The sequence below is a fragment of the Burkholderia sp. PAMC 26561 genome (genome assembly GCF_001557535.2).
Taxonomy (GTDB): domain Bacteria; phylum Pseudomonadota; class Gammaproteobacteria; order Burkholderiales; family Burkholderiaceae; genus Caballeronia.
Map to the genome: position 1 here is coordinate 1,511,839 of NZ_CP014307.1, position 24,591 is coordinate 1,536,429.

The following is a 24,591-nucleotide window of genomic DNA, read 5'->3' on the forward strand; positions in this document are numbered from 1 at the left end:
CCGCATCAATGCAGCCGACCGTCAGACACTTCTTTGCCAATCCAAACCATGTTACCAACCGCTACGCAGTAGAGATCCCCGGTACGGACCTTTCGCTGTCCATTGTCAAATACGAGTTGATCGAGCGTTTTAACGAGCCGTTCATTGTCAACATCTTGGTTACCTCGCAGAACATGGCGATCTCCGGTGCCGAAACTATTGGCCGTTGGTCCACCTTCCATATAGATGCGGCGGCGTCATTCACGTGGTCGAACACCCCTGAAGTGGAACGGTTACGAACGCTGCATGGTGTGGTTACCCAATGGGAGCACGTATCCTCGAGCATTGAAGAGGCGACGTACCGTCTATGCATTCAGCCTCGATTCGCGCTGCTGTGTCAGACCACCGACTCCCGCGTGTTCCTCAACGCCACGCTCAAGGAAATCATCAACGAGTCAATTGTCGACAAGAATGTTTTCAATCACTGGGATATTGAATGGCAGTTGGAGGATAAGGAGCAGACCTTCGAACAGATCCTCATGTACGAGGAATCGGTCGAGGCGTTCGTCTCGCGGTTGTGCCGCAAGTACGGCGTCTACTACTACTTCAAGCAATCGGACGATCAAAACGGCGCTCGCCGGGACACGATCGTGTTCGGCGATTCGGCGAAGGGATATGTTCGCGCTCTCGAGATGCCGGTGCTGGGTGAATCGGGGCTAACGAACACCGGACAGGAATCGATTCATACGCTGCGTACCTTACGTACGACAGTGCCCGAAGTCATCAGCCTGTGGGAACACAACTACCGTATTCCGGAAGACCCACTGAAGGCCGAGGCGAGGACTGCATTCGAAGATCGCTCGGTCATAGGCACGATTCGGCGAAGCAATGAACATCATGGATCGCAAGCCGACGGGGAAACGGTTGCAAACCTCCGTCGTGAAGAGCAAATCGCCCGCCAGACAATCTATGCCGGGACAAGCAATGTTGTTGGCTTGACGCCCGGAACAGTCGTGCGACTCACTAATCGGGAGCTGCCAGATGCGAAGTATGGGCTGGTAATTACATCGATGACAAGTAGCGGTGCTCGTGGCAAGTCATTCGTGAACGAGTTCGAAGCGATCCCATCGCATCTGCCATATCGGCCAGAATACCTCCCGCAAAAACACTGGCGCTGGATGCCGGGACCTGTGATGGCAGTAATCGAATCGCAATATACCGACGAGTACGCCCACCCGGACGAATACGGTCGCTATCCGTTGAAGTTTGGCTTCGACTGGCGCGAGACAAAACCGGGTTTCAGCAGTGCGCCGCTACGCCTCCTACGAAGTGCCGCGTCCTTCACGGGCGGTTCGCATGACCCGCTTTTGCCGGGCACTGAGGTTCGTGTGGACTTCACCGGTGGGGATATTGATCGTCCAGTGATCGTGGGTGCTGTGCATGATTTTCAACGCACCGACGTTGTGTACGACCGTGAAGGATGGAATACGCGTTCAATATGGCGTTCTCCATTGCGCCGCAATGATGTACGCATGGAGGATTACAAGGGGCGCGAAGGCGTCAAGGTTGCGACGGTTTTTCAAAAAACGTCGGTGAGCTTAGGGTTGCTGGTCGATAGCGAGAAAAAAGAACGCGGTCAGGGACTTGAAGCCGTGACGCAAGGCTGGGCGTCGCTGCGTGGTGCGAAAGGCGTGCTGGTGTCCGCTGACGGATTGACTGGCTCAAGTGCACCTCAACTTGAGATGCAGGCGGCATTGGCGCAGCTTCGGTCGGCACTTGCAAACGTGACATCTCTGGTCGATGCCAGCACGACTGCGGGTGCAACGCCGGCCGATAAAATGACTCAAGCAAGCCTTAAAGATGCTCTCACCCAGCTGAAAGATGCTGGCCTCATTGCAAGTGCACCTGCCGGCATTGCTTTGGCTACACCACGTTCTATCCAGCAAGCCGCAGATCAGAACGTGATGCTGACGGCAGGCAAGCATGTCGACATAAGCGCCGTTAAACGATTCACACTCGCTGCAGGTGATTTGATCTCCATATGCGCACACAAGCTCGGCATTAAGCTCTTTGCTGCCAAAGGCAAGGTCGAAATTCAGGCGCAAAACGATGGACTCGATTTATTTGCTTCAAAGCAAGTTCACGTGGCCAGTGCTGAAGAGGACGTGCTGATCGCTGCGCGCAGTAAGGCGGTCATGACGAGCGGCGGTGCGTACATCAAGTTTGAGGACGGCATCGGCAAAATTGTTTGTCCTGGTGGCTTCACGATCAAGGCGGCGTCGTTCAAGTTCGAGGGACCTGACGGTTTTGCAATTCCGTTGCCGGTTCTTCCAAAGAGCGATTTTAAGCCGACCGCATCCTACAAACTTACTCGTTAAAGCCATGATCATCAGCCCCCCGTACCTGCCCGATTCAGGCCGCACGTCCAATGACGAGAGCTCAGTCGACCCAATGATGGACGCGGTCGACGCGTATGAAGCGACGGACGGTTTGTACCCGATTGCAGCGGACCGGCGTTGGCATACAGGCATGCACCTGGTGCCGAAAATGTACAACGAACATATTCACGCTATCGCCGATGGCGAAGTGATTGCGTATCGCGTGTGCCAGCGTGCTTACGACGGTGGTAGCGGTACGCCGGACACCAATGCCGGTTTCGTGTTGCTCAGGCATACGACCGAGACGGGCGAAGGCCGCACGCTGACGTTCTATTCGCTGTACATGCACTTGTTGGATTTGAACGGCTACCACAGCCTGGGCGCCGACGGAAAATTTCTCCCGGAGTTCCTGCGCATGCCGTCACCGTGCGCCGGCGCGGCTTCACCGATCGTTCCGCCGGCTCAATCGGGTGAAGGCAAGAAAGTGCGTCGCAAAGATGTGCTGGGTCTGACCGGCCGATGCCAGGAACACCCGCATCTGCACGTCGAAATCTTCATGACCAAGCCCGATTTCGAGGCGTATTTCGGGCACACGCAGTTGGGACGCGAGCAAGTAGCCACGCCCGCGACCACGGACTACTGGGGCAGCAGCTACTACGTCATTCCTCCAGGGCAGCAGTTCTATCCGGTGCCGCCCGGCACAGATGCGAAAGGGTCATTGCATGGCATCGCGTTCGATAGATTGCACACTGGGAACAATGAAGACCCGCTATACGTAGAGTCCCATTTTCATAAGGGCAGCAAGTACACGATGGTCTGGCGCGCTGCGGGTCAGGGGAAGCTTGAGGCGCTCACTGAGACGCTGGTTCGCGAAGCGGACTACGAATACAACATGTACAAGCGTGCAATGGCCTTGTATCCCGACTGCCCGAGCGACGGTTACGAGATGCTGCGCTTTGGCCGCATCCTGAGCACGCCAGTGACGCTTGCGCCTGCCGCGCGCGGCACATGGGTGAGAGTTAGCTTTGCGGAAGGACAAGAGGGCTATATCGATGTCAGCCAGACTTCGATTCTCAAGCTTTCAGATGCCGACTTCCCGTTCTTAAAAGGCTGGAAAAAGATTAGCGAAGGCGCGGGGTTGCATAGCGCTGACGGTCTGTGCGATATCGATGCATTGAAGAAGATTCTCAGCGATACGAAGGCCCGTGAGACGGCTGAGGAAAAAGCGGAACGTGCGTTTTACAACAAGGAAGACGAACTGGTCCGCTATGTCAAAACGCACGAGCCAATACGGGATGCGTTGAGAGGTTTTGTATGCGAAGCGCCCAGTGAATGGGACGGCTCGCACAACGAAGCAAAGTTTCGCAAGTTGAAGGAAGTGGGGGAGTTCTACGACGGCAACGAGGCGGGATATAACAAGTTCATCAAGCTGCTGGAGTCACTTCAGTTCTGGGATAAGACCGGGTTGCCTGCTGGCGAGAAGCTGTGGTTTTTTCATCCGATGGCGTTTATTCGACACTTCAGGAAGTGTGGGTGGTTGAGCAAAGGTGAATTTGAACAAATATATTCAAATGGTCATTATGCTCGTGTTCGCACCAAAAGCCCTGCGGAAGTGCGAGCGACTTACCTCCCATACATGAATATTGCATTAAGAAAATACGGACTTAACACTGCTGTAAGGCAAGCGCATTTTCTCGGTCAAGGGGCGGTCGAAAGTGAATGGCTGAGCTCTATGCAGGAGACAAGCATGCTAGGCAATTTAGACGCTAGCGGTTTTCACGGGACAGTCCTAAACGATGCTTCAATCCAACAGGAGGCCGAACTCGGGCATTGGTACGGCGAGCTATCGACTGAGGATGACGCTTGGTTTCGCTCGGTGAAGTTTAATAGCAAAGGCGCACGTATAGCCGGTTCCTACGATTGGAAGAATGGTAACTGTGATCGAGAAGACGCACAGAAGTATCGCGGTCGCGGTTTCAAACAACTTACAGGAAGAAGCAATTATGCCGACTATTGGGTGTTTCGAGGTTGGCTATCTGTAAATAGTTTTTCACCATCCTGGTGGACTGACCGTTCCTACGTTGCACACAATCGATTCGGAATGACAAAGCAGCCGGCGCAAATGGTCGATCCGCATCGAGTGTCTCTGGTTCAGAATTGTATTGATAGTGGTGGTTTTTATATGAGATGCAAGCGTCCCGCTGTCGCACGAGAAATCGACCGCGATGCCGAAATAGCGACAACCGCTAGTGGCAAGGCGCGCGAACAACGCATTGTTCGATCAGTTACTCATGCCATCAATGGTGGGTATCTCGATGAGTCTAGAAGACTGAGTTTCACGCGGATCGCCAAAGAAGTTTTGATGTGATATGAAAATAACTAGCAAATTAATGATTACAGCACTTCTGTGCGGAACGGCTTCCGTTACGCAGGCCAAAATTACCTATAACGTGGATGGAGTGAATATTAAAATTGTGGAAAACGATCGGGTAAGGATCTGCAAGCTTGATGCTCCTCCACTTTATGCCATTGAGAGCTTCGATAAGTCTGCAGTGATTGTGTCTGAGAGGGGATTTGTGCCCATTAATTTGCTAGAAGGTTGCACGACCGGGCAACCAGTGCATGTTTCCTTTATCCCAAAGGGCGTCGGGGTGCTGGCGGATGTGAATTTGATCAAGCAACTTTACATTTCACTCGATTTTGTGAATGTTCAGCCATTTCTGTATTTAGCCACTGTAAGTACTCTTGGGAGCCGCAAAAATAGAATAACGCTACACGGAGCAAATCTTCCAAGGCAATCGCGGTTTATACAAAAAAAATATGCGTTCGGAGGACAGGCGGCCGCAGGTTCTGCAGCTATCTCCCCCGATGGCCGATTTGTTGCCCCAACTGGCGAGCTAACGTGTACGAGCGATGCATATCCAGGCGTTTGGGACATAAAAAATAACCGTCGTGTCTTTACGGATGATGCGTCTTGCGCTGAACTTTTCAAGCGAAAATGAGTACGCGCCGAAATTTATATGTATACCTTCGCAACAGCCGAGATGGCTCTTTATGAGAATTAATCGTCAAAAAAATACTTCGAATAGAGAAAAAATTTTGATCGATAGATATGCAAAAGAGATTTAGCTGAAATGTCTAAAAGTTTCTGGTTATCTTTGATAAGTGGCGTGATTATTTCAAATGCATTCGCTACGACGACATACCGCGTCGATCGAGACTCGATCATAGTAACAGGTGAAGATAAAATGCCTCACAGGTGTCCTATCTTCGAAAAAATCGAAATATCCGACTTGAGTTTCGATAAATCTGCAGTGATTGTCTCGTCGCGAGGATACGTGCCGTCGCGTGACCTTAACATGTGCGATGGTCAAAATCGCATCCATGTATCTCAGATACCTGAGCACGTCGGAGCGCTTTCCGATATCAACCTCAAACACGGGATTTATGTCGCGTTAGACCTATCGAGTGTAAGTCCGATGTCATGGTTGGCAACAGTTTCGCGCGTCGGTAGCAGGAGTAACCTTGTCACTCTGCCCGGTGCGTATGTTGCCAATAGAAAGAGACTCACCCTAAGGAAACAGGCATTCACGGGTACCGGGGATGAAAGGATGGCAATTATTTCGCGAGACGGCAATTACTTGTCACCCACCGGAGCGATGAGTTGCGACCAATTTGCTTACCCCGGGGTATGGGAAATACACAAAAATCGACGCGTCATTACGGACGATGTGTCTTGCGCTCAACTTTTCAAATCGAAGTAGAAGATAAATGCAAAATCCCATTCGCGTCGGTGACAAGCTGGAAAACGGCGGGCACGTCACAAGTGGCTCCCCTGACATGGAGTTTGGCGATCGGCGTGTGGCTCGTAAGGGCGATTCGGCAATCTGCGATCTCCACGGGGAAACGATCATCGCTGAAGGCCATCCGTTTTTTCTGGACAAAGGCGTCCCGGTCGCACTGAACTTCCATCGGTGTGTCTGCGGCTGCCGTTTGATATCGTCGTTGAGCAATGCGTGCATCGCCTGACTATGCCGGTCGATTTCAAGCCCGGTGGTTCGCCGCTCGCTTATCCGTCTCGAGGTTCAGGATTTCTAGCATGGCTTGGTATCTGGGCGCTTTGTTGCGCGATCGTATCAGGATTTGTGCTGCTGATCTGGCCTGCAAGCATGCCTGCGAACGGCGTCTTCTTTTGGTTTTGTGTCGCGGGCGTGCCGAACGGATTCTTCCTGATCCTGGCCGGCTTCGCTCGTGCAGTCTATGAGACAGCCTACTTGCACGCGCTGTACGGCAACCAGCATCGGCAGAAGTGGAACCGCGAACGCGTTGCTTATGCACAGCGGCCGCTTTATGTCTTGGATTACGCCTACCATTTGCCCTTGGGCGCGGAAAAGTTGGCACTGGCGGTTCTTTCCGGCAAGCCGCTCATTGCGATGCAGAACACGCGTACTGGCGTTGATCGCGTTCTTCATATGCGGTTTCCAGATTCCGAATCACTCGTCGCGACCGCCGACGCTGACGATGACTTGGAGGCTGAAATCGCGACCCCTATGAACGCTTCCAATGTAGAAGCGGGCCCTACGGCTCAAGATGGCTTCTGCGGCATCTTACGGCAATTGCTTCTCCCGCTAGCAAACTCGCTGCGCGCGTTGTCACGATCGGACTCAAAACATTCGCCTGCTGTACGGCTTGTGGTCAATGATCCCGATGTGGCGTGCCGCCGTCTCGAGCAGCTTTCAGATGCGCTTGCTGTGCTTAGTCTTCCGCCGCTTGAATGCGACGTAGCACATGTAAGCGATGGCCTCATGTTGGTGGACGCGTGGCTTGACGCGAATGAGCGTCGCCCATTACTCGTGATCGCGGCCGAGTGGCACGATAAGTCGCCGTTAGCGGGGAGTACGGAGGGGGGTGTCGCCGTGCTCTTGAGTAGCGGCGCCTCAATCGGACCGCCTGCCGCAGTCGCTACCTTACACCGTCCGGTTGCGGTCAACTTGGATAGTCTCGGTGACGGAATAACGAACGCTATCTTATGGGGCAATACCACCGCAGCCAAGGTCAAACGCAGTTGGGTCACCGGCATAAATCTGGAAGACGATCCGACGCTCGCCAGCGCATTTAGTAAGGCGTCGCTCTCGACAGTCGATGATCCTCACGCATACGTTTCGCCGGGCAGAATTGTTGGCCACCTTGGACCGGGTGCGGGCTGGCTTGCAATTGCCGCTGCCATCGAATCCGGTATGAACGATCCTCAACTCATTATCAATCGCACAGAAACCGTTCAGTCGGCGGTCCTGTATGCGCATCCACGGTCCACGCATGAAGATCGAGCACAATAACACAAAAGAACTTGCAAATTTTGAGCCTGTTGATCCCCCTGTGGCTCAGGTTCCGGCTATTCGCGTGTGGGGCATCGCGTTAGTCGCACTCGTAGCGGCCGGTATAGCATTGGGTTTCGTCTGGCTCAGTGGCGACCTTGTCCGAACGTCGCACGTGGAGGAGAAGAAGACTGCTTCGATCTGGATCTTAACTGGGCTGACATGTTCGATTGTCCTTAACCTGCTTGCGTCCAGAGTTGGGGCATGGACGACCATTGGTATTGTGTTCCGCAGGAACGCTGGTAATGCTTCGCGTGATCGGGAAGCGACCGCGAGCGTATCGCGTGACTCGCGCCTGACCGACCTTCGTGCCGAGCTTCGCGGGCAATTCGGTTGGCGCTGGAAATACCGTCAACCATGGCTTGTTGTCACCGGCCAAGATACGCTGACCGAAACGGTGGCACCGGGCCTGCGTCGAACAGGCTTCATGCTCACAGAAAACGCCGTCTTGCTGCACGCTGCGCCTGAAAACGTAGATGGCAAGGCATGGCGCGATCAAATCAGCCGCATGCGTCCCCGCCGACCCGCCGACGCAATGGTGCAGGTTCTGCGCGCAACCGACGTTACGACCATTGACCCAGAGCTCGCCCGCACCCTCGCGACACAAGCCATTGATCTTAGGTGGGCTGCTCCGGTCTACCTGCTGCATAGCGTACAAGTCACTGGCAAGCAACCCGAGGCCTTCGAGGCTGTGGGCATGGCGCTAAAGGATGCGCCCGGCTTTTCGTCCGGTCTGGACACCGTCATGCGCGCGAGCGCCCATCGCGGCGCGCTTGCCCTGCGAGGGCCGGAGCGCATTCGCTACCTGGCGCAGATCTCGGAATACATGGACCATCAAAGCGCGCGAATCCTCGCACAGTTCGACGCGTTGGTGGCATCAAAATGGCGGCGCGCTTCGCTTGCCGGGATGATGTTCGTTCCCGTGTATCCGACGCCGCCTGGATCAGATTTCAACAAAACGGCGCTGCTGCATGCATCGGTGTCGCCAACGTGGCGGTTCTTGGCAGACGCGGCGCGCAGCGGAAAAGGCAAGCGCGTGGGCTTCTATTGGTCCAATGCGGTCTTGGCGGCGGTTGCTGCCGCGACAATGATGTGGTGCGTCGCGCTGGTTATTTCGTTCATTGGGAATAGGGATATCGCGTTATCTGCGAGCATGGTGGCGAAGCGGGCATTGGCCGCTGCGGCCGGAAGCAGCGAGGCGATACGTACGCAACTCGAGTTCCAGCAAACCATCGAAACGCTTGAAGCGAATGGCCAGCATGGCGCGCCTTGGTACTTGCGCGCGGGATTGAACTCCAACGAGGCAATTCTTTCGAAATTATGGCCGCTTTATCAGACGGTGAGTGCGCGCAATCTAAGAGATCCAGTCGCGCGGTCGCTGCAGTCAACGCTTGCGATGCTTTCGGAACTGCGGTCTGATAGTCCGCAGGATCCCAAAGCGATGCAGCGTTACTACAACGCGTTAAAGGCATACCTGATGCTCGCTGAACCGCGACGTACTGACGCTGCGTTCCTCTCACAAGAGCTTCTTAAAGGCTGGCGCCAGCCAACCGACATGCCCGTGGGTGAGTGGCTGGACAAGTCACCACGCCTTGCCAGCTTTTACGCTAACCATCTTGCGACCCATCCAGAATGGCGCACCTTGATCAACGACGTATCTCACGATTCGACTATTGGCGGTGCCCGTAATGCACTGATCAACCAGATTGGTCTTCAGACTGCCGATGACGCACTTTATAAGAGCTTGATGGATGAAGCCAAAGGAAAGTACTCCGATGCAACGCTTGCCACCCTCCTGAACGGTGCGGATGCGCGCGGTTTGTTCGGTACGGCGCAAAGCGTACCGGGAATCTATACACGTGCCGCTTGGGACGGATTTATCGCCGAATCAATTGATAAGGTTTCTCGCGAGCGTAATACCGGTGGTGACTGGGTACTTTCTGAAATAAACACAAAGACGGACCCCGCACGAGAGGCTAAAGTAGACTCGCAGGAAAGTATTAAGCAACGACTCACCGCACGTTATTTCGTTGACTACGCGGCTGCGTGGCAGGGCTTTCTCAACAGCGTGCGTTGGCAGTCGTCAACAAATTTAAGTGGCACCATCGATCAACTTTCCCGGCTTGCGGACGCACAGCAGTCGCCTTTGATCGCCCTGATGAAATCGGTCCAGTATCAAGCGCAGGCTGGACGGCCTTCGCAAGCGCTATCAGAGACGCTGGTGCGCAAGGCACGGGATCTGTTGCACGGCGGCGCTGCGAGTTCTGGAGACCAGTCGCTGCCACCGAATCCCCTTGACTCCGCGTTCGGACCACTGTTGGCAATGATGGGGGACGTGACTGATGATCGCGGCGCAACTAGGACACCAGCCGCACCAAACGATGTCGGTCTTGCGCACTACCTGAATCGTGTCACTGCGGTGCGTTTGAAGCTGCAACAAATCGCGTCAAGTCCCGAGCCACAAGCTATGGCACGAACGCTTGCGCAAGCCATATTTCAAGGCAAGTTATCAGAACTCATGCAAGCTCGAGATGACGCCAACATAACCGCAGCGAGTCTCGGTGTGCACTGGGCCGGATTCGGCAATGCGTTATTTGCTCGACCCCTGGACGCAGCATGGCAAACCATTCTCACGCCTGCTGGCGCAGGTCTGAACGACCTCTGGCGTACAAGCGTCGCGACGCCGTTTAAAACGGCGTTCGATGGGCGCTATCCTTTCGCCGAAACACCTGCGGACGCATCGTTTGTAGAACTTGGCCGTTACATACGTCCTGACACTGGTCTGATCTCCCGTTTCGTCACGTCGCAGCTTGCCGGCGTTCTCCAACAAAGCGGCGATCGCTGGACCCCAAGTGAACTTGCACCTCAAGCGCTTCAGTTCGATCCTGCATTTATTAAGGCGCTTGCGCAACTGTCGGCCATCGGCGCGCGGCTTTACGCGCAAGGCGATGCGGGGTATCGCTTTGAGTTGATGGCGCTTCCCACCGTAGATGTAACACGTACGGAACTCAATATTGATGGTGTATCAATTTTGTATTTCAACCAGCGCGAGACTTGGAAGGCATTGCAGTGGCCGGGCAACGGCTTGAATGGCCGGGCGATCCTTACGTGGCAAACGTTCGACGCGGGTACGCGCATCGCATTCGAGAGTACGGGCGATTGGGCTTTTTTGCGTTTGCTGGAAAAGGCTGAGGCAAGTTCGCTTGACAGTACGCGAACCGCGTTGACCTGGACTTACGGAGACAAGGAGCCTTTGCACTATGTAATCCGGACTCAAGCGGGCACAGGGCCGCTCGACTTGCTCAAGCTGCGCGGCTTCAAGATGCCTGAGCGGATCTTCACAGTAGGCACGAACGCGTCGAAGACAGTAGCGGGCACGATGTTGCCCCCGCTTCCACCGGAGCTGCAGCCGTGAGCGAGAATCCGATTCTTAAATATTATGAAGCTGAGATGCGTTATCTCCGCGAAGCCAGCAAAGAGTTTGCACAAGCGCACCCAGAAGCAGCACAGCGACTCGGGCTGACGAACGTGGGCGCTCCAGACGAGAGCGTCGAGCGATTGTTCCAAGGCTTCGCCTTCTTAAGCGGGAGTTTGCGGCAAAAACTCGATGACGATATGCCGGAGATCACGGAGCCGCTCGTCGGTACGCTCTGGCCGCACATGGCGCGCACGATCCCTTCGCTGGCAATTCTGGAATGTGTGCCGCGCACGAACCGCGTGGGATCGAACCGTGTACCGGAAGGCGTCGCAGTGCGCTCGAAACCTGTTGGCCCGGCCAAGACCGCCTGCGTCTACCGTACGACGAGGGACGTTGAGGTTTTACCACTAACACTGACTGACGCTCACGCATCCACTCGTGCAGACGGCCGGAGTGTGATCTGCTTATCCTTCGACTTGCAGCGGTTCGATCAACATGCGATTGAGGACTCGTCGCGAATTCGTATTTATCTGCATGGTGAAAGGGCAAACGCGTCGGCGCTCTACGCCACGCTTACTCGCGATGTGACTTCAATCTCGGTCCGTATGCCGTCCATTCACGAGGGCCGCGCTCAAGCGGCAAGGGGGCTACGTTTTGAGACGTCCGGTTTCGGAACCGATACCCGTGTCTGGCCTACTGCTGATCCGCAATGCGATGCCGAACAAACCTTGCTTGAATATTTCTTGTTTCCCGAGAAGTTTCACTTTATAGATCTGTGCGGCTTCGACTCGACAACGGTTCCCCCGACCGAAACGCACGTTGAGTTTGAAATCGTGCTCGGCCGGTCATTGCCGGTCGACACCCGCGTGGAGGCCTCCAATTTTCGTTTGCACTGCTCGCCGGTTATCAACTTGTTTGAACTGGACGCCGAACCCATTCAGACAGATGCGTTTCAGCATGACTACAGGGTGCGCACGCCGCGAGTAGCCGGCGAACATATAGAGCCTTATTCGGCAGTGTCCGTGATTGCCGTTGATCATAAATCAGCCGACAAGCACAGTTACATTCCCTTTGATGAGTTCAAGCATCGCGGCGGCATGTTGCGGCATGAAGCGCCCGAACGATATTTTCATACGAGAAATGTATTGGGAGCGTCCGGTGCGCGCGAAATGTGGCTGAGGCTGGGCGGTCTTGCCTGGGATGTTCCTGGCAGCGTTCCTGATGACCACATTACAGCGCGAATACTGGCTAACAATGGCATGTTGCCACGTACAGAATTGCGTGAAGCAATGCTCACAGAGCCGGTATCAGTCATCGCCGGTATAGACTCGGTTCGCAATCTTAGTCATCCCACCATGCCAGCTTATCCGCCTTCTACAGAGCGCTTCCAATGGAAGGTCATGTCGCACTTCGCGGCTAACAGACTGAGCTTTATGGACGCGACTTCCTTGCGAGAAATTCTCTCGCTCTATAACTGGACCGCCGACGAGCAAAACCAGCGGCGTATTGATGCAGTGCGCGACGTCCGCCTGCGTAATTTGCAGCGTCTTGGTCGCAATCGGTTGGAGCGGGGCGTTGAAATCGAAGTGACGATTTGTTCCAATGGTTTTCTAGGCATTGGCGATGTCACTTTGTTTACGGACGTTTTGCACCGGTTTGTGAGCCGGTACGCTTCCCCAAATGTATATGTGCAGTTCGTGGCGCGGGTAGATGGCGCCGAGACGAGATATCCGCGAGCCGTCTACGAAGGATCTGTTTTTTAGAAAAGGCGGGCTTGGCAGTGAACCGGACCCGCTCAAAGGAGCGACCGGGGACCTCTAGTATCCCCGCACTTCACTTCGCCCCCTTCCCCGAACCCGATCTCGCGCTCGCCGGCGAGCGTGCTTTCCATCGAATGGTGGTCTCGCTGCCGACGACCTCATCCATCGCCGATGCAATCAATTCGACGCGTTCTTCGCGCGTAAAACTCGAATACGCGACGCCATCCACCACCCCGTGTTTCTTGAGCAAATGAATTGCGGCCGACCGGTTCGCTTTTTCCAGCTCCAGATCTTCCTGCGCCTGCATCAACGCCGCGGTCAGGCTCGCCACCGCCGCTTTCTCCTGCGAGACATCGAATTGCATGAGATCCATTTTGACCTGAAGCTCGGGCGCGCTCGCCGAGACCCGGGTTTTCAATTGCGCCAGTTCGCGGCGTAACGCGCTTTCCCGCTCGAGTGTGCGTTCGAGTCTTTGCGTTACAGCGGGATTCGAACGCGCGCCGCCGCGAAAAAAGGTGGAAAAGGTGTGATCCAGGATTCCCATGACGGTTGACCTCGAGGAAGATGGTTGTCAGCTCCCGATATCAACGGCAAGCAAAAAGAAAACTTTAGCTTTTCATCAGACGATTAAAACGGATAAAACAAAACGCCCGATAATCGATTGCATCGCGATTATCGGGCGTTCCTTTCGAGCGTGTTGCTAGCGGATTAAATTCCCGCCGGCAAGAAAATTAAATTCAAGCGACTGCTTCTTCCGCGCCAACTTCAACTTCCTCCGATACCGAATTACGGATCAAATAATCGAATGCGCTCAGCGACGCCTTTGCGCCTTCGCCCACCGCAATCACGATCTGCTTGTACGGCACGGTGGTGACGTCGCCGGCAGCAAACACACCCGGCACCGACGTTGCGCCCTTCGCATCGACCACGATTTCACCGTGGCGCGATAGCTCGACCGTGCCCTTGAGCCATTCGGTATTCGGCACGAGGCCGATCTGCACGAACACACCTTCCAGCTCGATGTGCTTCGCTTCACCCGAACGCAGATCCTTGTACGAAAGACCGTTGACCTTCTTGCCGTCGCCGGTGACTTCCGTGGTCTGCGCTTGCGTGATGATCGTCACGTTCTTCATGCTGCGAAGCTTGCGCTGCAGGACGGCATCGGCACGCAACTCTGCGCCGAATTCGATCAGCGTCACGGCGCTGACAATACCCGCCAGGTCGATCGCCGCTTCCACGCCGGAATTACCGCCGCCGATCACCGCTACGCGCTTGCCCTTAAAAAGAGGACCGTCGCAATGCGGGCAATAGGCCACGCCGTGATTACGATATTCCTTCTCACCCGGCACGTTGATTTCGCGCCACCGGGCGCCGGTTGCCAGCACGATCGTCTTCGCTTTCAGCACTGCGCCGTTGGCGAGGCGCACTTCGTGGATCGTGCCCGGCAAGAGCGCTTCGGCACGCTGCACGTCCATGATGTCCACCTCGTAGCTCTTGACGTGCTGTTCCAGCGCCGTCGCGAACTGCGGTCCTTCCGTCTCTTTCACCGAGACAAAATTTTCGATGGCGAGCGTATCCAGCACCTGGCCGCCGAAGCGTTCGGCCGCAACGCCCGTCGAGATGCCCTTGCGCGCCGCGTAGATTGCGGCAGCCGCGCCGGCAGGTCCGCCGCCGACGATCAGCACGTCGAACGTGCCTTTACCTTCGATTTCCTTTGCAGCCCGCGCGCCAGCGTTGCTGTCGAGCTTGGCGAGGATTTCCTTCACGCCGGTGCGGCCCTGGCCGAACACTTCGCCATTCATGTAGACGGTCGGCACGGCCATGATCTGGCGCTTCTCGACTTCGTCCTGGAACAACGCGCCGTCGATGGTGACCTGGCGAATGCGCGGGTTGATGAGCGCCATCACATTCAGCGCCTGCACGACTTCCGGGCAGTTCTGGCATGACAACGAGATATACGTTTCAAACTGATAGTCGCCGTCGAGCGAGCGGATCTGTTCGATCACGGCGTCGTCGAGCTTGACCGGGTGGCCGCCGGTTTGCAGCAGCGCCAGCACGAGCGAGGTGAATTCATGGCCCATCGGAATGCCTGCGAAGCGGATGCCCGTAGGCTTGCCCGGTTCGCCAATGGAAAACGACGGCTTGCGCTGGTCGTCGTCACGCGTTTCGATCACCGCAATGCGGTCCGACAGCGTGGCGATTTCCTGGAGCAGGTCTTTCAATTCGACCGACTTCGGGGAGTCATCGAGGGAAGCGACGATCTCGATCGGCCGGCTGACCTTTTCCAGATACGCTTTCAACTGAGTCTTGAGGTTGGCTTCCAGCATGGCGGTTTCGAGTCCGTTTAAAGATGATTTTTGTTCGGGAGACTTGCTGACAGACATCCGGGCCGCGAACGGCCCGGACAATACAGCGCAATACAACTATTTCGCGAGCTTGAAGCCGCTTAGATCTTGCCGATCAGGTCGAGCGACGGCGTCAGCGTTTCTGCGCCCGGCGTCCACTTGGCGGGGCAGACTTCACCCGGATGCGACGCAATGTATTGCGCCGCCTGGACCTTGCGCAGCAACTCGCCAGCGTCACGGCCAATGCCGTTGTCATGGATTTCGCACAGCTTGATCTCGCCTTCCGGGTTGATCACGAACGTGCCGCGCAGAGCCATGCCTTCTTCTTCGATCAGCACGTCGAAGTTGCGCGAGATCGTCAGCGTCGGATCGGCGATCATCGGGTACTCGATCTTGCCGATCGTGTCCGACGTGTCGTGCCATGCCTTGTGCGTGAAGTGGGTGTCGGTCGATACGCCGTAGATTTCCACGCCGAGCTTCTTGAATTCAGCGTAACGGTCGGCCAGATCGCCGAGTTCCGTCGGGCAAACGAACGTGAAGTTAGCCGGGTAGAACACCAGGACGGACCACTTGCCCTTCAGGCTTTCGTCGGTAACCGGCACGAAATCGCCATTGTGGTAGGCAGTTGCCTTGAACGGTTTGACCTGGCTGTTGATGATCGGCATTGCGTAAGTCCTTGTGTTGAAGTGGTTAAGGAATGGGATGAAGTATGCGGGTTTGCCCTCGATTAGCAAAATCGAATGATTCAATGAGGCCGATGTTAATTGCCTATCAGCCTCGCCGCGGCGGGCATTCTAGCGCGTCCGGCGGTTTCAGGCATAGGCGTTGCGCGCCTTATGCCATGGGTCTTTAAACGAACGGAGGGTGTATGAAGATTGGCATCATTGGTGCGGGAAATATTGGTCAGGTGCTGGCGCTGCGGTGGGTCGAGCATGGTCACGAGGTGCTGATCGGCAATTCGCGCGGGCCGGATACGTTGGCCGATGTCGCGGCTGAAACCGGCGCAAGACCCGCTGAACTGGCCGATGTCGTGCACGGTGCAGACGTGATCGTAGTGACGATCCCGGAAAAGAAGGTGCTGGATCTGCCAGCAGGATTACTCGCGGACGTACCTGACACGACGGTCTTCATCGATACGGGAAATTATTATCCGCGTGAGCGCGATGGCCGGATCGATGGAATCGAGTCAGGCATGCTCGAGAGCGAGTGGGTCGCGCAGCAGATCGGGCATCCGGTGATCAAGGCTTTCAACAATATCTACGCAGCCCATTTGCGCGATCACGGAAAGCCGGAAGGCACGCAGGGGCGCATTGCGTTGCCGGTATCGGGCGATAGCGCCGACGCCAAGGCGGTCGTCCTGCAACTGGTCAACGAACTAGGCTTCGATGCCTTCGATAACGGCGGTCTCGACAATTCCTGGCGCCAGCAGCCGGGCACGCCGGTCTACACGAAGGACTTTGATCTGGAGGGCCTGACGGCAGGCCTGCAGAAGGCGGACAAGACGCGCACGCCGCAATGGAGCGCGACGGACAAAAGCCCGGGGAGTTTCGAGCAGCCGGCTTGATGACAGGCGGCGGACTTATATGTGTCCGCCGCCGCACCCTCGAAACGATCAGTCCAGCGACACCCCATCAAACCGATGGCCGCCCAGCGGGCTTAGTTCATAACCTTTCACGTTCTTCGTCATCAGCTGGAACGCGTTGGCATGTGCAAGCGGTGTGTAAGGAACCTGATCCTTGAACACGACCTGCGCCTCTTCATAAAGCTTCGTGCGAGCGTTCTGATCAGTAACCAGGCGCGCTTTGCCGAGCAGATCGTCGAATTGCTTGTTGCACCACTTCGCCATGTTGCTACCGTGGACGGCATCGCAACCGAGCGTGGTGCCAAGCCAGTTGTCCGGGTCGCCGTTGTCGCCCATCCAGCCGTACAGGATGGCATCGTGCTCGCCGGCCTGCTTCGCGCGCTTGTTGTACTCGGCCCATTCATACGAAACGATATTCGCCTTCACGCCAATCTTCGCCCAGTCCGACTGGATCAGTTGCGCCATCAGGCGTGCGTTGGGGTTGTAGCCGCGCTGCACGGGCATGGCCCAGAGCGAAATGCTGAAGCCGTTCGGAAAACCCGCCTCTTTTAGCAGATCACGCGCCTTCGCGGGATCATATGGCGCGTCTTTCAGCGCCTTGTTATAGGACCATTGTGAGGGCGGCATCGGGTTCGAGGCGACCGTCGCCGCGCCTTCATAGACGCTCTTCAGAATCGCTTGTTTATCGATGGACATGTCCAGCGCGCGCCTCACCAGCACGTTGTCGAGCGGCTTGTGCGTGGTGTTGTAGCCGACATAAGCCACGTTGAAGCCGACGCTCGACAGCACTGCCAGCTTCGGATTGTTGCGCGCGCTCTGGATATCGGCGGGACGTGCATACGACGTCATCTGGCATTCGCCGCTCGTAAGTTTCTGCATGCGCACGGCTGCGTCCGGCGTGATTGCGAACACCAGCTTCGAGATATGCACGTCCTTCTTGTTCCAGAAGTCCGGATGCGCGTCATAGCGGATGGTCGCGTCCTTCTGATAATCGCGGAACACGAACGGACCGGTCCCTACCGGCTTCTGATTCAGGTCCTCGGCCTTGCCCGCCTTGAGCAACTGGTCGGCGTACTGCGCCGAGACAATGGACGCGAACTCCATCGCGATGTTGCGCACGAAGACCACGTCGGAGGTGTGCAGCGTGAAGCGCACGGTGTAGTCATCGAGTTTTTCGACCGATGCAATGTTCTTGTCGTAACCAAGATCGCTCAGGTACGGGAAGCTGACCGGGTGGGCCTTCTGGAATGGATTCTCCGGGTCGATCATGCGCTTGAACGTGAAGACGACGTCATCGGCGTCGAAGTCGCGGGTGGGCTTGAACCAGTCCGTGGTCTGGAACTTGACGCCGTGGCGCAGATGGAACGTAAATGTCTTGGCATCGGCCGACTCGTCCCACTTTTCCGCGAGACCGGGGACGAGGTCGAGCGATCCACGCTTGAATTCGACCAGCGTGTCGTAGACGGCGTGCGCGCCGGCATCGAAGTCCGTGCTGGTGGTGTATTCCGCCGAATCGAACCCTGCCGGGCTGCCTTCCGAGCAAAACACCAGCGTTTTGCCCGCCGCGTGAGCCGCGCCGGACATGGCGCCGGACGCAGCAAGTGCGATCAGCATGGATCCCGCAGCGCGGGCCATGCAGGAAGGGACGAAGGACAGGCGACGTTGATTGGGCATGGAGATGGGTCTGGTGAGTTGTCTATGTAGTCATGTACTTTACCAACCGGGGAATTTTTATCGAAGCGAGACGTTCTTCTTTCGATATGCCCGGTTCGCGTCGAATCCGGCGGATTTCATGCGGGAAGCGGCGGTTGCACGTTGCAGGCTGCAAATATTTCCCCGGCGTTTTAACATGTCGGACCGGGCGACACCGCATATTGATACAGTTACCGGTTCAGCCGACAGGCAAAAACCTTCCGGCATGCGGCCCGCGCCCTTAAATGCTGTACAAGAGAACATGAAAAACGTTTCCGATTCAACGGCATCCACTGCCGAGGCTGTCAACGAAGAATGCGTCGAACTCGTGGCGAAGGCCACCATTCCCACGCGTTACGGCATCTTCGAATCCCACGTGTATCGCGTAAAAAGCACTGGCGCGGAACATTTGACGCTGATCATGGGCGATGTCGCCAACGGCGAATCCGTGCTTTGCCGGCTGCATTCCGAATGTGTCACTGGCGATGTATTCGGCTCCTACCGCTGCGATTGCGGCGAACAGCTCGATCTGGCAATGCGGTATATCGCAGCTGAGAATCGCGGGATTCTGCTGTATCTGCGTGGTCATGAAGGCCGGGGCATCGGCCTTGCGAACAAGATCCGTGCGTATGCGCTGCAAGAGCAGGGCTATGACACGGTCGATGCCAACCTGCATCTCGGTCTTCCCGACGACGCACGGGAATACGATTCGGCTGCGGCGATCCTGCGTGCGCTGGATGTGCGTTCAGTGCGGCTGATGAGCAATAACCCGTCAAAATTCGATACGCTGCTCAAGCATGACATTCCGGTATGCGAGCGCGTGGCGCTGGCCATTCCGATGCGCGAGGAAAACGAGCGTTATATCAAGACCAAGCAGGTCAAGTTCGGGCATTACTTTGATGAGAATGAATGATTGGGGGGGGGCCTGCAGTGGGCCGGATTTATAGCGAAGCTTTGAAGGCAACATTCCACTTTCTTGCATAGCTCAGGCGGCCGTTCAGCGGCCGTTTTCCTTTTCTGCCTCCCCGTCCTCATGCAAAACATTAAATACAACAAATAAGTTGCGTTCTACCAGGATGGATGACAACATATATGTTGTATTTCAGCTCCAGCACATTCGCCTTCGCATGAAGGGCCGAACTCATTGGAGAATCAAACGACCATGTTCTCTTATCCAGTGAAAATGGAGCGGGCCACGAATAACACCTACCTCGTGACCTTCCCGGATATCCCCGAAGCAGTATCCGTCGGAGACGACGAAGACGAAGCCTTGCTCAATGCGCTTGACGCGCTCGAGAGCGCCATCGAGATCTACTTCGATGAAAAACGCGAGGTTCCGCTACCATCGAAGGCGAACAAAGGGCAGAGCGTCGTCAAGTTGCCGGCACTCGTGGTTTCGAAGGTGTTGCTGGCTAACGAAATGATCCGCCAAGGAATCAGGAAATCGGAGCTGGCCCGTCGGCTGGATGTTCATATGCCGCAGGTCGACCGGCTACTTGATCCGCGGCACTCCTCCAAACTCGACGCAATTGAAGCAGCGTTCGCCAAACTTGGCAAACAACTGGACGTTTCCATCTCATAGTTGCACTGATCGACGGAACACGGGGCATGCAAGCATCGGTAAATCACGTTGCATCGTGGAAAATCACGCCCGCCGTGTGCCGATGCCCCGAGCGCAACCGGCTGACCCCGTGCCGCAGATTCACCCGGTAGACTCCGCGTGTCCCGTTCACCGGCCTCTGGTGCACGGCAAAAATCACCGCGTCGCCTTGTGCCAGCGGCACGACTTCGGCCCGCGATTGCATGCGCGGCCGCTGCTCGGTCATCACAAACTCGCCGCCCGTAAAGTCGCGCCCGGGAGCGGACAGCAAGATCGCCATCTGCAGCGGGAACACGTGCTCGCCGTATAGATCCTGGTGCAGGCAGTTGTAATCACCCTCGGCGTATTGAAGGATCAATGGCGTGGGCCGGGTTTGCCCGGCGGCGTGGCATCGGCGAATAAAATCCGCGTGGACCGCCGGATAGCGCGTGTCGATACCCATGAGCGCGGTCCATCGGTTCGCGACCGGCACGAGGTGCGGATAAACCGTTTCGCGCAATGTGCCGATCATCTCGGGCAATGGATAGCCGTAATACTTGTATTCACCGCGCCCGAATCCGTGGCGGCCCATCACCACACGGCTTCTGTACAAATCGTCTTGCGCGTAGCGCGCCGAAAGCGCGTCGCATTCGGCGGCGGTCAGGAGTTGGTCGACGCTCGCGCAGCCGTACCGGTTCAAATCGTCTTCTATCCGATGCCAGTCGGTCGCGTTGACGCGCCCAGCGATATCAGTGTTCAAACGGTCCATCGGCGATGTCTCCTTGCAGATCAATCTACCGATATTGCTCGACTCCGCTTTCCCGCGCACGCCGGAAGTTGCGCTTTCATTCGCCGTGAACCGCCAGTGACTCGTGCGCTGAAACGTCCGATTCTGCGGCGCCGGCGTGCGTCCCTGCTTGTCTGGACGCCGCGTCGCGTAGCCGGATGATTGTCTGGCGCGACGTGTTCAGAACCCGCGCGATGGCCGTCACCGTGCTGCCCGCCGCGAGCGCGCTGAGCGCCTGCTTGCGCTGCGACTCGGACAACGATGCAGGACGTCCTTGCGGCGCACCAACCTGCTTGGCGATGGCGGCGGCGTTGAGCGCCCGCGCGCGTTTGGCGTCGCGTTCGAGTTCGGCGGCGAGTTGAAGCATGCGTATGGGCGAGTCGCTGCCCGTAACGCACAGGTCGTTGCTGCCCGCGTCGAGGCAAATGGCGCGCGCGCGCCTGGCCGCGAGCGCGGTGAGCGTGGACACCACGTCGCCGACGCCGCTGCCGAGATATCCCAGGCGGGAAATCACGAGGGTATCGCCAGGCTTGATGCGGCGGATGATCTGCTGCAGCGCCGGACGCGACGAGGCCGCGACGGCATTGCTGCACCGATCGACCAGCACGGCTCCCATATCGACGAGAAAGCCCGCTGCGTCGATCTCGATCAGGTCACTTTCCCGAATGTCCTGATGGCCGCCGGTGTTTATATAGACGAATAGGGTCACAATTTGCCCTCCAGAGAAAGCCGTGCCCGTGATGCTCGGTGCTCTCAACCAACCGACGCGGGCCAGCAGTTTTTGCGAATATTAGCAAAATTGCGGGCCCGATCAAATCCACCTGTCCACATTTGAAACGCTCAATGCGAAGTGGCAACTTCCGTGATCTTGTTCTGCAGCGCTTCACGGCGCTTTGCGATCTGTTCGCCCATTGCCCTCAGGTCGAGCTTGGTCTTGCGCAGTTCCGGGAACAGTTCCGACTCTTCTTCTTCAACGTGATGATTTACGCTCTCGGTGAGCACCTTGAAGGTGGCGTCGAAACCTTCGTCGCCGGCCTGCATGGTGGTGAACTTTTCGATCAGCGTCTTGACGAGAAAGTGCTCCACGTACGCTTCATTCACATCGTCCTTATCGTCCTTGCCGAGCGCATCCTTCGCGGCCGGATAGAGGATTTCTTCTTCCACGATCGCATGCATGGTCAGCAGCTCGCATGCACGCTGAACCAATGTCGCCTTGCGCTCCAGGTCGTTTTCATCGGCGCGTTCAAAGGCTTCGAACAGCTTTTCAACCGCGCGATGCTCTTCTTCGAGCATGGTCAACGCGTCTTGCTTCTTTGTATCGGCCATGACGGCTCCTTGTGTGGGGATGACACACTCAGAGCAATACGGGTGCCCGAGGGGTGCTCACGTGGCGCACGATCTCGACTTCCCACCACGCGGGGAACAATCGCCGGACTTCGGTGCGGGCGAAGCGGTCATCGATCAGATAAAGCACGCCGCGATCATGCTGTCCCCGGATGACACGGCCGGCGGCCTGCACCACCTTCTGCAAGCCTGGAAACAGGTAGGTGTAGTCGTATCCTGCGCCAAACTCCCGGTCCATGTGCGTTTTCATTTGCTGGTTGACGGGATTGAGTTGCGGCAACCCGAGCGTTGCGATAAAAGCGCCGATCAGGCGTTGGCCCGCGAGATCGATACCTTCCCCAAACGATCCGCCAAGCACGGCGAAACCGACGCCGCGACTGGTTTCGGTGAAGCGGGCAAGAAAGGCGTGCTGATCGGCTTCGCTCATTGAACGGGTTTGTTGCCAGACCGGGATATCCGGGTACTCGTGGCGCAACGCGCTCGCAACCTGATCCAGATAGTCGAAGCTGCTGAAAAAGCTGAGGTAGTTGCCGGGCATGCGCCGATACTGCGCCGCGATCAGCTCGACGATCTGCGGCACGGACTGCTCGCGATCACGATAACGCGTGGACACGTTCGCCACCACGCGCACCTGCAACTGATCCGCATGAAAAGGCGACGCAACGTCGACGTTCGTACAGGTTTCAGGGAGGCCGAGCATGTCGCGATAAAAATGTGCGGGCGAGAGCGTGGCCGAGAACAACGCGACCGAATGCGCCTGTGCGAAACGCGCCTTGAGATGCGGCGCGGGCACGCGGTTGCGCAAGCAAAGCACACTTTGATTGCGCGAGCCGGCGAGGGTGATATCGAAGAGAGAATGGGTGTCGAAGCGTTCCGCAATGCGCACGAAATGCGTGGCGTCGAAGTAAAAGCGCAGCGTGTCGCGATCGAGTGCAGCCGGTTGTTCGCCAATGAACTCCGTGACGACTGCAATCATGTTTGCAAGCGTTTCCAGCAATCGCGCCGGCAGCGTTTCCTGCACGGCGTATTCATCGGTTTGCTGGCCTGCAAGCGTTCTCCATGCACGGCCGATCTGATCGAATGATCGCTTGAGCGGCGCGGGGGCAGCGCGGCGAACGCTGCGAAAACGCGCTTCGTCCAGCGTTGCGGAATACATTGCTCGGGCGCGTTCCACCAGGTTGTGCGCTTCGTCGACGAGCACGCTCACGCGCCACTCCTTTGACTCGGCGAGCGCGAAAAGCATGGCGCTGGTATCGAAATAATAGTTGTAGTCGCCGACGATCACGTCGCTCCAGCGCGCGAGTTCCTGGCTCAGGTAATACGGACACACCGCGTGGTCGAGAGCCACCGTGCGCAGCGCATTGCGGTCGAGCCGGGTCACTTCCAATGCCGCTTCGCGCGCTGCGGGAAGACGATCGTAAAAGCCGCGCGCAAGCGGACAAGACTCGCCGTGGCAGGCTTTGTCGGGATGCTCGCAAGCCTTGTCGCGTGCGACCAGTTCGAGCACACGCAGCGGTGTCTCCGGGCCCAGCGTGGTGAGCGCGTCGAGGGCGAGCTGGCGGCCGGAGCTTTTTGCGGTCAGAAAAAAGATCTTGTCGATCTGCTTTGCTGGCCATGCCTTCAGCATTGGAAACAGGCTTCCGAGGGTCTTGCCGATACCCGTCGGCGCCTGCGCCATCACACAGCGTTCTTGTACGGCGGCGCGATAGATCGAGGCTGCCAGTTCGCGTTGTCCGGTACGAAACGACGCATGCGGGAAAACCATTGCGCTGAGTGCGTCGTTAAGCCGGGCCGTGTGTTCGAGTTCCTGCTGCGCCCAATCGAGAAAGCGCGAACACTGCAGCTCGAAATGCTCGCGCAAGGTTTCCGCGGATTGCGTTTCCGTGATGACAGTTTCCTTCTCGCTGGCGATATCGAAATAAACCAGCGCAATCCCGATCTCGCGCAATGCCATCTTCTTGCAGCACATCCAGCCGTAGATGCGCGCCTGCGCCCAATGCAGATGGCGATGATTCTCGGGGATGGCATCCAGTTTCCCGCGATACGTCTTGATTTCTTCAATCTGATTGAGCACGGGATCGTAGCCGTCCGCGCGACCGCGCACGTGCAGCGCGCCGAAGGTATCGGAGAGCGTGATTTCAGCTTGATAAAGGTCGTGACGGCGCGCGGCGACGATCTTGTGCCCGGCCATGCCCTGCTGCGCCGTGGGCGATGGCGTGAAGCGCAGGTCGAGATCGCCTTGCTTTGCAGTGAATTCGCAAAGGGCGCGGACCGCGACGACGTAGCAGGGTTGCTCGGGCATTTTTACTGTATGGATGTACAGTAAATATTAGCATGCCCGAGCCGTTTGGG

18 protein-coding genes are annotated in these 24,591 nt (G+C 56.8%); 10 read left to right on the top strand and 8 right to left on the bottom strand.

Features of this window, described 5'->3' with window-relative positions:
- Positions 1 to 8 precede the first annotated feature (8 nt).
- The 7 genes from AXG89_RS22505 (at position 9) to tssF (ending at position 12,913) form a co-directional block, all read left to right on the top strand.
- Positions 9 to 2,357, top strand: coding sequence for a type VI secretion system Vgr family protein (locus AXG89_RS22505; RefSeq protein ID WP_062172473.1), 2,349 nt, complete (start codon positions 9 to 11; stop codon positions 2,355 to 2,357).
- Positions 2,358 to 2,361: 4 nt separating this feature from the next.
- Complete coding sequence (locus tag AXG89_RS22510) at positions 2,362 to 4,725, top strand: M23 family metallopeptidase (RefSeq protein ID WP_075359215.1); 2,364 nt, start codon at positions 2,362 to 2,364, stop codon at positions 4,723 to 4,725.
- A 1-nt stretch (position 4,726) separates the two neighbouring features.
- Entirely contained in the window at positions 4,727 to 5,359 is a 633-nt protein-coding gene (locus AXG89_RS22515) for a hypothetical protein (RefSeq protein WP_062172475.1), read from the top strand.
- 838 nt (positions 5,360 to 6,197) lie between these two features.
- Positions 6,198 to 6,386, top strand: a complete 189-nt coding sequence (locus AXG89_RS22520) for a PAAR domain-containing protein (protein ID WP_442861753.1) — start codon at positions 6,198 to 6,200, stop codon at positions 6,384 to 6,386.
- Positions 6,332 to 7,693 carry a hypothetical protein gene (locus tag AXG89_RS22525; protein ID WP_162916078.1) on the top strand — a complete coding sequence of 454 codons (1,362 nt, stop codon included), beginning with the start codon at positions 6,332 to 6,334 and terminating at the stop codon, positions 7,691 to 7,693. Before AXG89_RS22520 ends, AXG89_RS22525 begins: the two co-directional genes overlap by 55 nt.
- Entirely contained in the window at positions 7,674 to 11,147 is a 3,474-nt protein-coding gene (locus AXG89_RS22530) for an ImcF-related family protein (RefSeq protein ID WP_082771557.1), read from the top strand. The genes AXG89_RS22525 and AXG89_RS22530 overlap by 20 nt, the downstream gene beginning before the upstream one ends.
- The gene (gene tssF / locus AXG89_RS22535; protein WP_119024677.1) at positions 11,144 to 12,913 is read left to right on the top strand and encodes a type VI secretion system baseplate subunit TssF; all 1,770 of its coding nucleotides are present in this window, start codon (positions 11,144 to 11,146) and stop codon (positions 12,911 to 12,913) included. The genes AXG89_RS22530 and tssF overlap by 4 nt, the downstream gene beginning before the upstream one ends.
- A 70-nt stretch (positions 12,914 to 12,983) precedes the next feature.
- Here tssF and AXG89_RS22540 read toward each other — a convergent pair whose 3' ends face one another.
- From AXG89_RS22540 to ahpC, 3 genes are all read right to left on the bottom strand, one after another.
- Complete coding sequence (locus tag AXG89_RS22540; protein ID WP_062002768.1) at positions 12,984 to 13,454, bottom strand: hypothetical protein; 471 nt, start codon at positions 13,452 to 13,454, stop codon at positions 12,984 to 12,986.
- A 193-nt stretch (positions 13,455 to 13,647) separates the two neighbouring features.
- The gene (gene ahpF / locus AXG89_RS22545; protein ID WP_062172478.1) at positions 13,648 to 15,237 is read right to left on the bottom strand and encodes an alkyl hydroperoxide reductase subunit F; all 1,590 of its coding nucleotides are present in this window, start codon (positions 15,235 to 15,237) and stop codon (positions 13,648 to 13,650) included.
- A 119-nt stretch (positions 15,238 to 15,356) separates the two neighbouring features.
- Positions 15,357 to 15,920 carry an alkyl hydroperoxide reductase subunit C gene (ahpC, locus tag AXG89_RS22550; RefSeq protein WP_062172479.1) on the bottom strand — a complete coding sequence of 188 codons (564 nt, stop codon included), beginning with the start codon at positions 15,918 to 15,920 and terminating at the stop codon, positions 15,357 to 15,359.
- A gap of 203 nt (positions 15,921 to 16,123) precedes the next feature.
- Here ahpC and AXG89_RS22555 point away from each other — a divergent pair, with 203 nt between their 5' ends.
- Entirely contained in the window at positions 16,124 to 16,819 is a 696-nt protein-coding gene (locus AXG89_RS22555; protein ID WP_062172480.1) for an NADPH-dependent F420 reductase, read from the top strand.
- A gap of 48 nt (positions 16,820 to 16,867) precedes the next feature.
- On the opposite strand, the gene AXG89_RS22560 is transcribed toward AXG89_RS22555, so the two are convergent.
- Positions 16,868 to 18,511, bottom strand: a complete 1,644-nt coding sequence (locus tag AXG89_RS22560; protein ID WP_062172481.1) for an ABC transporter substrate-binding protein — start codon at positions 18,509 to 18,511, stop codon at positions 16,868 to 16,870.
- Between the two features lie 280 nt (positions 18,512 to 18,791).
- On the opposite strand from AXG89_RS22560, the gene ribA reads away from it, so the two are divergent.
- Both ribA and AXG89_RS22570 read left to right on the top strand, forming a co-directional pair.
- Positions 18,792 to 19,442 carry a GTP cyclohydrolase II gene (ribA, locus tag AXG89_RS22565; protein WP_062172482.1) on the top strand — a complete coding sequence of 217 codons (651 nt, stop codon included), beginning with the start codon at positions 18,792 to 18,794 and terminating at the stop codon, positions 19,440 to 19,442.
- Between the two features lie 249 nt (positions 19,443 to 19,691).
- Positions 19,692 to 20,111, top strand: a complete 420-nt coding sequence (locus AXG89_RS22570) for a type II toxin-antitoxin system HicB family antitoxin (RefSeq protein WP_062172483.1) — start codon at positions 19,692 to 19,694, stop codon at positions 20,109 to 20,111.
- A 43-nt stretch (positions 20,112 to 20,154) separates the two neighbouring features.
- Here AXG89_RS22570 and AXG89_RS22575 read toward each other — a convergent pair whose 3' ends face one another.
- The 4 genes from AXG89_RS22575 to AXG89_RS22590 form a co-directional block, all read right to left on the bottom strand.
- Positions 20,155 to 20,877, bottom strand: a complete 723-nt coding sequence (locus AXG89_RS22575; protein ID WP_062172484.1) for a 2OG-Fe(II) oxygenase — start codon at positions 20,875 to 20,877, stop codon at positions 20,155 to 20,157.
- 76 nt (positions 20,878 to 20,953) lie between these two features.
- The gene (locus AXG89_RS22580) at positions 20,954 to 21,604 is read right to left on the bottom strand and encodes a recombinase family protein (RefSeq protein ID WP_062172485.1); all 651 of its coding nucleotides are present in this window, start codon (positions 21,602 to 21,604) and stop codon (positions 20,954 to 20,956) included.
- A gap of 131 nt (positions 21,605 to 21,735) precedes the next feature.
- The gene (locus tag AXG89_RS22585) at positions 21,736 to 22,221 is read right to left on the bottom strand and encodes a hemerythrin domain-containing protein (RefSeq protein ID WP_062172486.1); all 486 of its coding nucleotides are present in this window, start codon (positions 22,219 to 22,221) and stop codon (positions 21,736 to 21,738) included.
- 28 nt (positions 22,222 to 22,249) lie between these two features.
- Positions 22,250 to 24,541, bottom strand: coding sequence for an ATP-dependent DNA helicase (locus AXG89_RS22590; protein WP_062172487.1), 2,292 nt, complete (start codon positions 24,539 to 24,541; stop codon positions 22,250 to 22,252).
- Positions 24,542 to 24,591: the final 50 nt, after the last annotated feature.

Bases quoted from the DNA above. Each gene is read 5' to 3' on its own strand.
- AXG89_RS22505 (WP_062172473.1), top strand. From the start codon at position 9: ATGCAGCCGACCGTCAGACACTTCTTTGCCAATCCAAACCATGTTACC.
- AXG89_RS22510 (WP_075359215.1), top strand. From the start codon at position 2,362: ATGATCATCAGCCCCCCGTACCTGCCCGATTCAGGCCGCACGTCCAAT.
- AXG89_RS22515 (WP_062172475.1), top strand. From the start codon at position 4,727: ATGAAAATAACTAGCAAATTAATGATTACAGCACTTCTGTGCGGAACG.
- AXG89_RS22520 (WP_442861753.1), top strand. From the start codon at position 6,198: ATGGAGTTTGGCGATCGGCGTGTGGCTCGTAAGGGCGATTCGGCAATC.
- AXG89_RS22530 (WP_082771557.1), top strand. From the start codon at position 7,674: ATGAAGATCGAGCACAATAACACAAAAGAACTTGCAAATTTTGAGCCT.
- AXG89_RS22540 (WP_062002768.1), bottom strand. From the start codon at position 13,454: ATGGGAATCCTGGATCACACCTTTTCCACCTTTTTTCGCGGCGGCGCG.
- ahpF (WP_062172478.1), bottom strand. From the start codon at position 15,237: ATGCTGGAAGCCAACCTCAAGACTCAGTTGAAAGCGTATCTGGAAAAG.
- ahpC (WP_062172479.1), bottom strand. From the start codon at position 15,920: ATGCCGATCATCAACAGCCAGGTCAAACCGTTCAAGGCAACTGCCTAC.
- AXG89_RS22555 (WP_062172480.1), top strand. From the start codon at position 16,124: ATGAAGATTGGCATCATTGGTGCGGGAAATATTGGTCAGGTGCTGGCG.
- AXG89_RS22560 (WP_062172481.1), bottom strand. From the start codon at position 18,511: ATGCCCAATCAACGTCGCCTGTCCTTCGTCCCTTCCTGCATGGCCCGC.
- ribA (WP_062172482.1), top strand. From the start codon at position 18,792: ATGAAAAACGTTTCCGATTCAACGGCATCCACTGCCGAGGCTGTCAAC.
- AXG89_RS22570 (WP_062172483.1), top strand. From the start codon at position 19,692: ATGTTCTCTTATCCAGTGAAAATGGAGCGGGCCACGAATAACACCTAC.
- AXG89_RS22575 (WP_062172484.1), bottom strand. From the start codon at position 20,877: ATGGACCGTTTGAACACTGATATCGCTGGGCGCGTCAACGCGACCGAC.
- AXG89_RS22585 (WP_062172486.1), bottom strand. From the start codon at position 22,221: ATGGCCGATACAAAGAAGCAAGACGCGTTGACCATGCTCGAAGAAGAG.
- AXG89_RS22590 (WP_062172487.1), bottom strand. From the start codon at position 24,541: ATGCCCGAGCAACCCTGCTACGTCGTCGCGGTCCGCGCCCTTTGCGAA.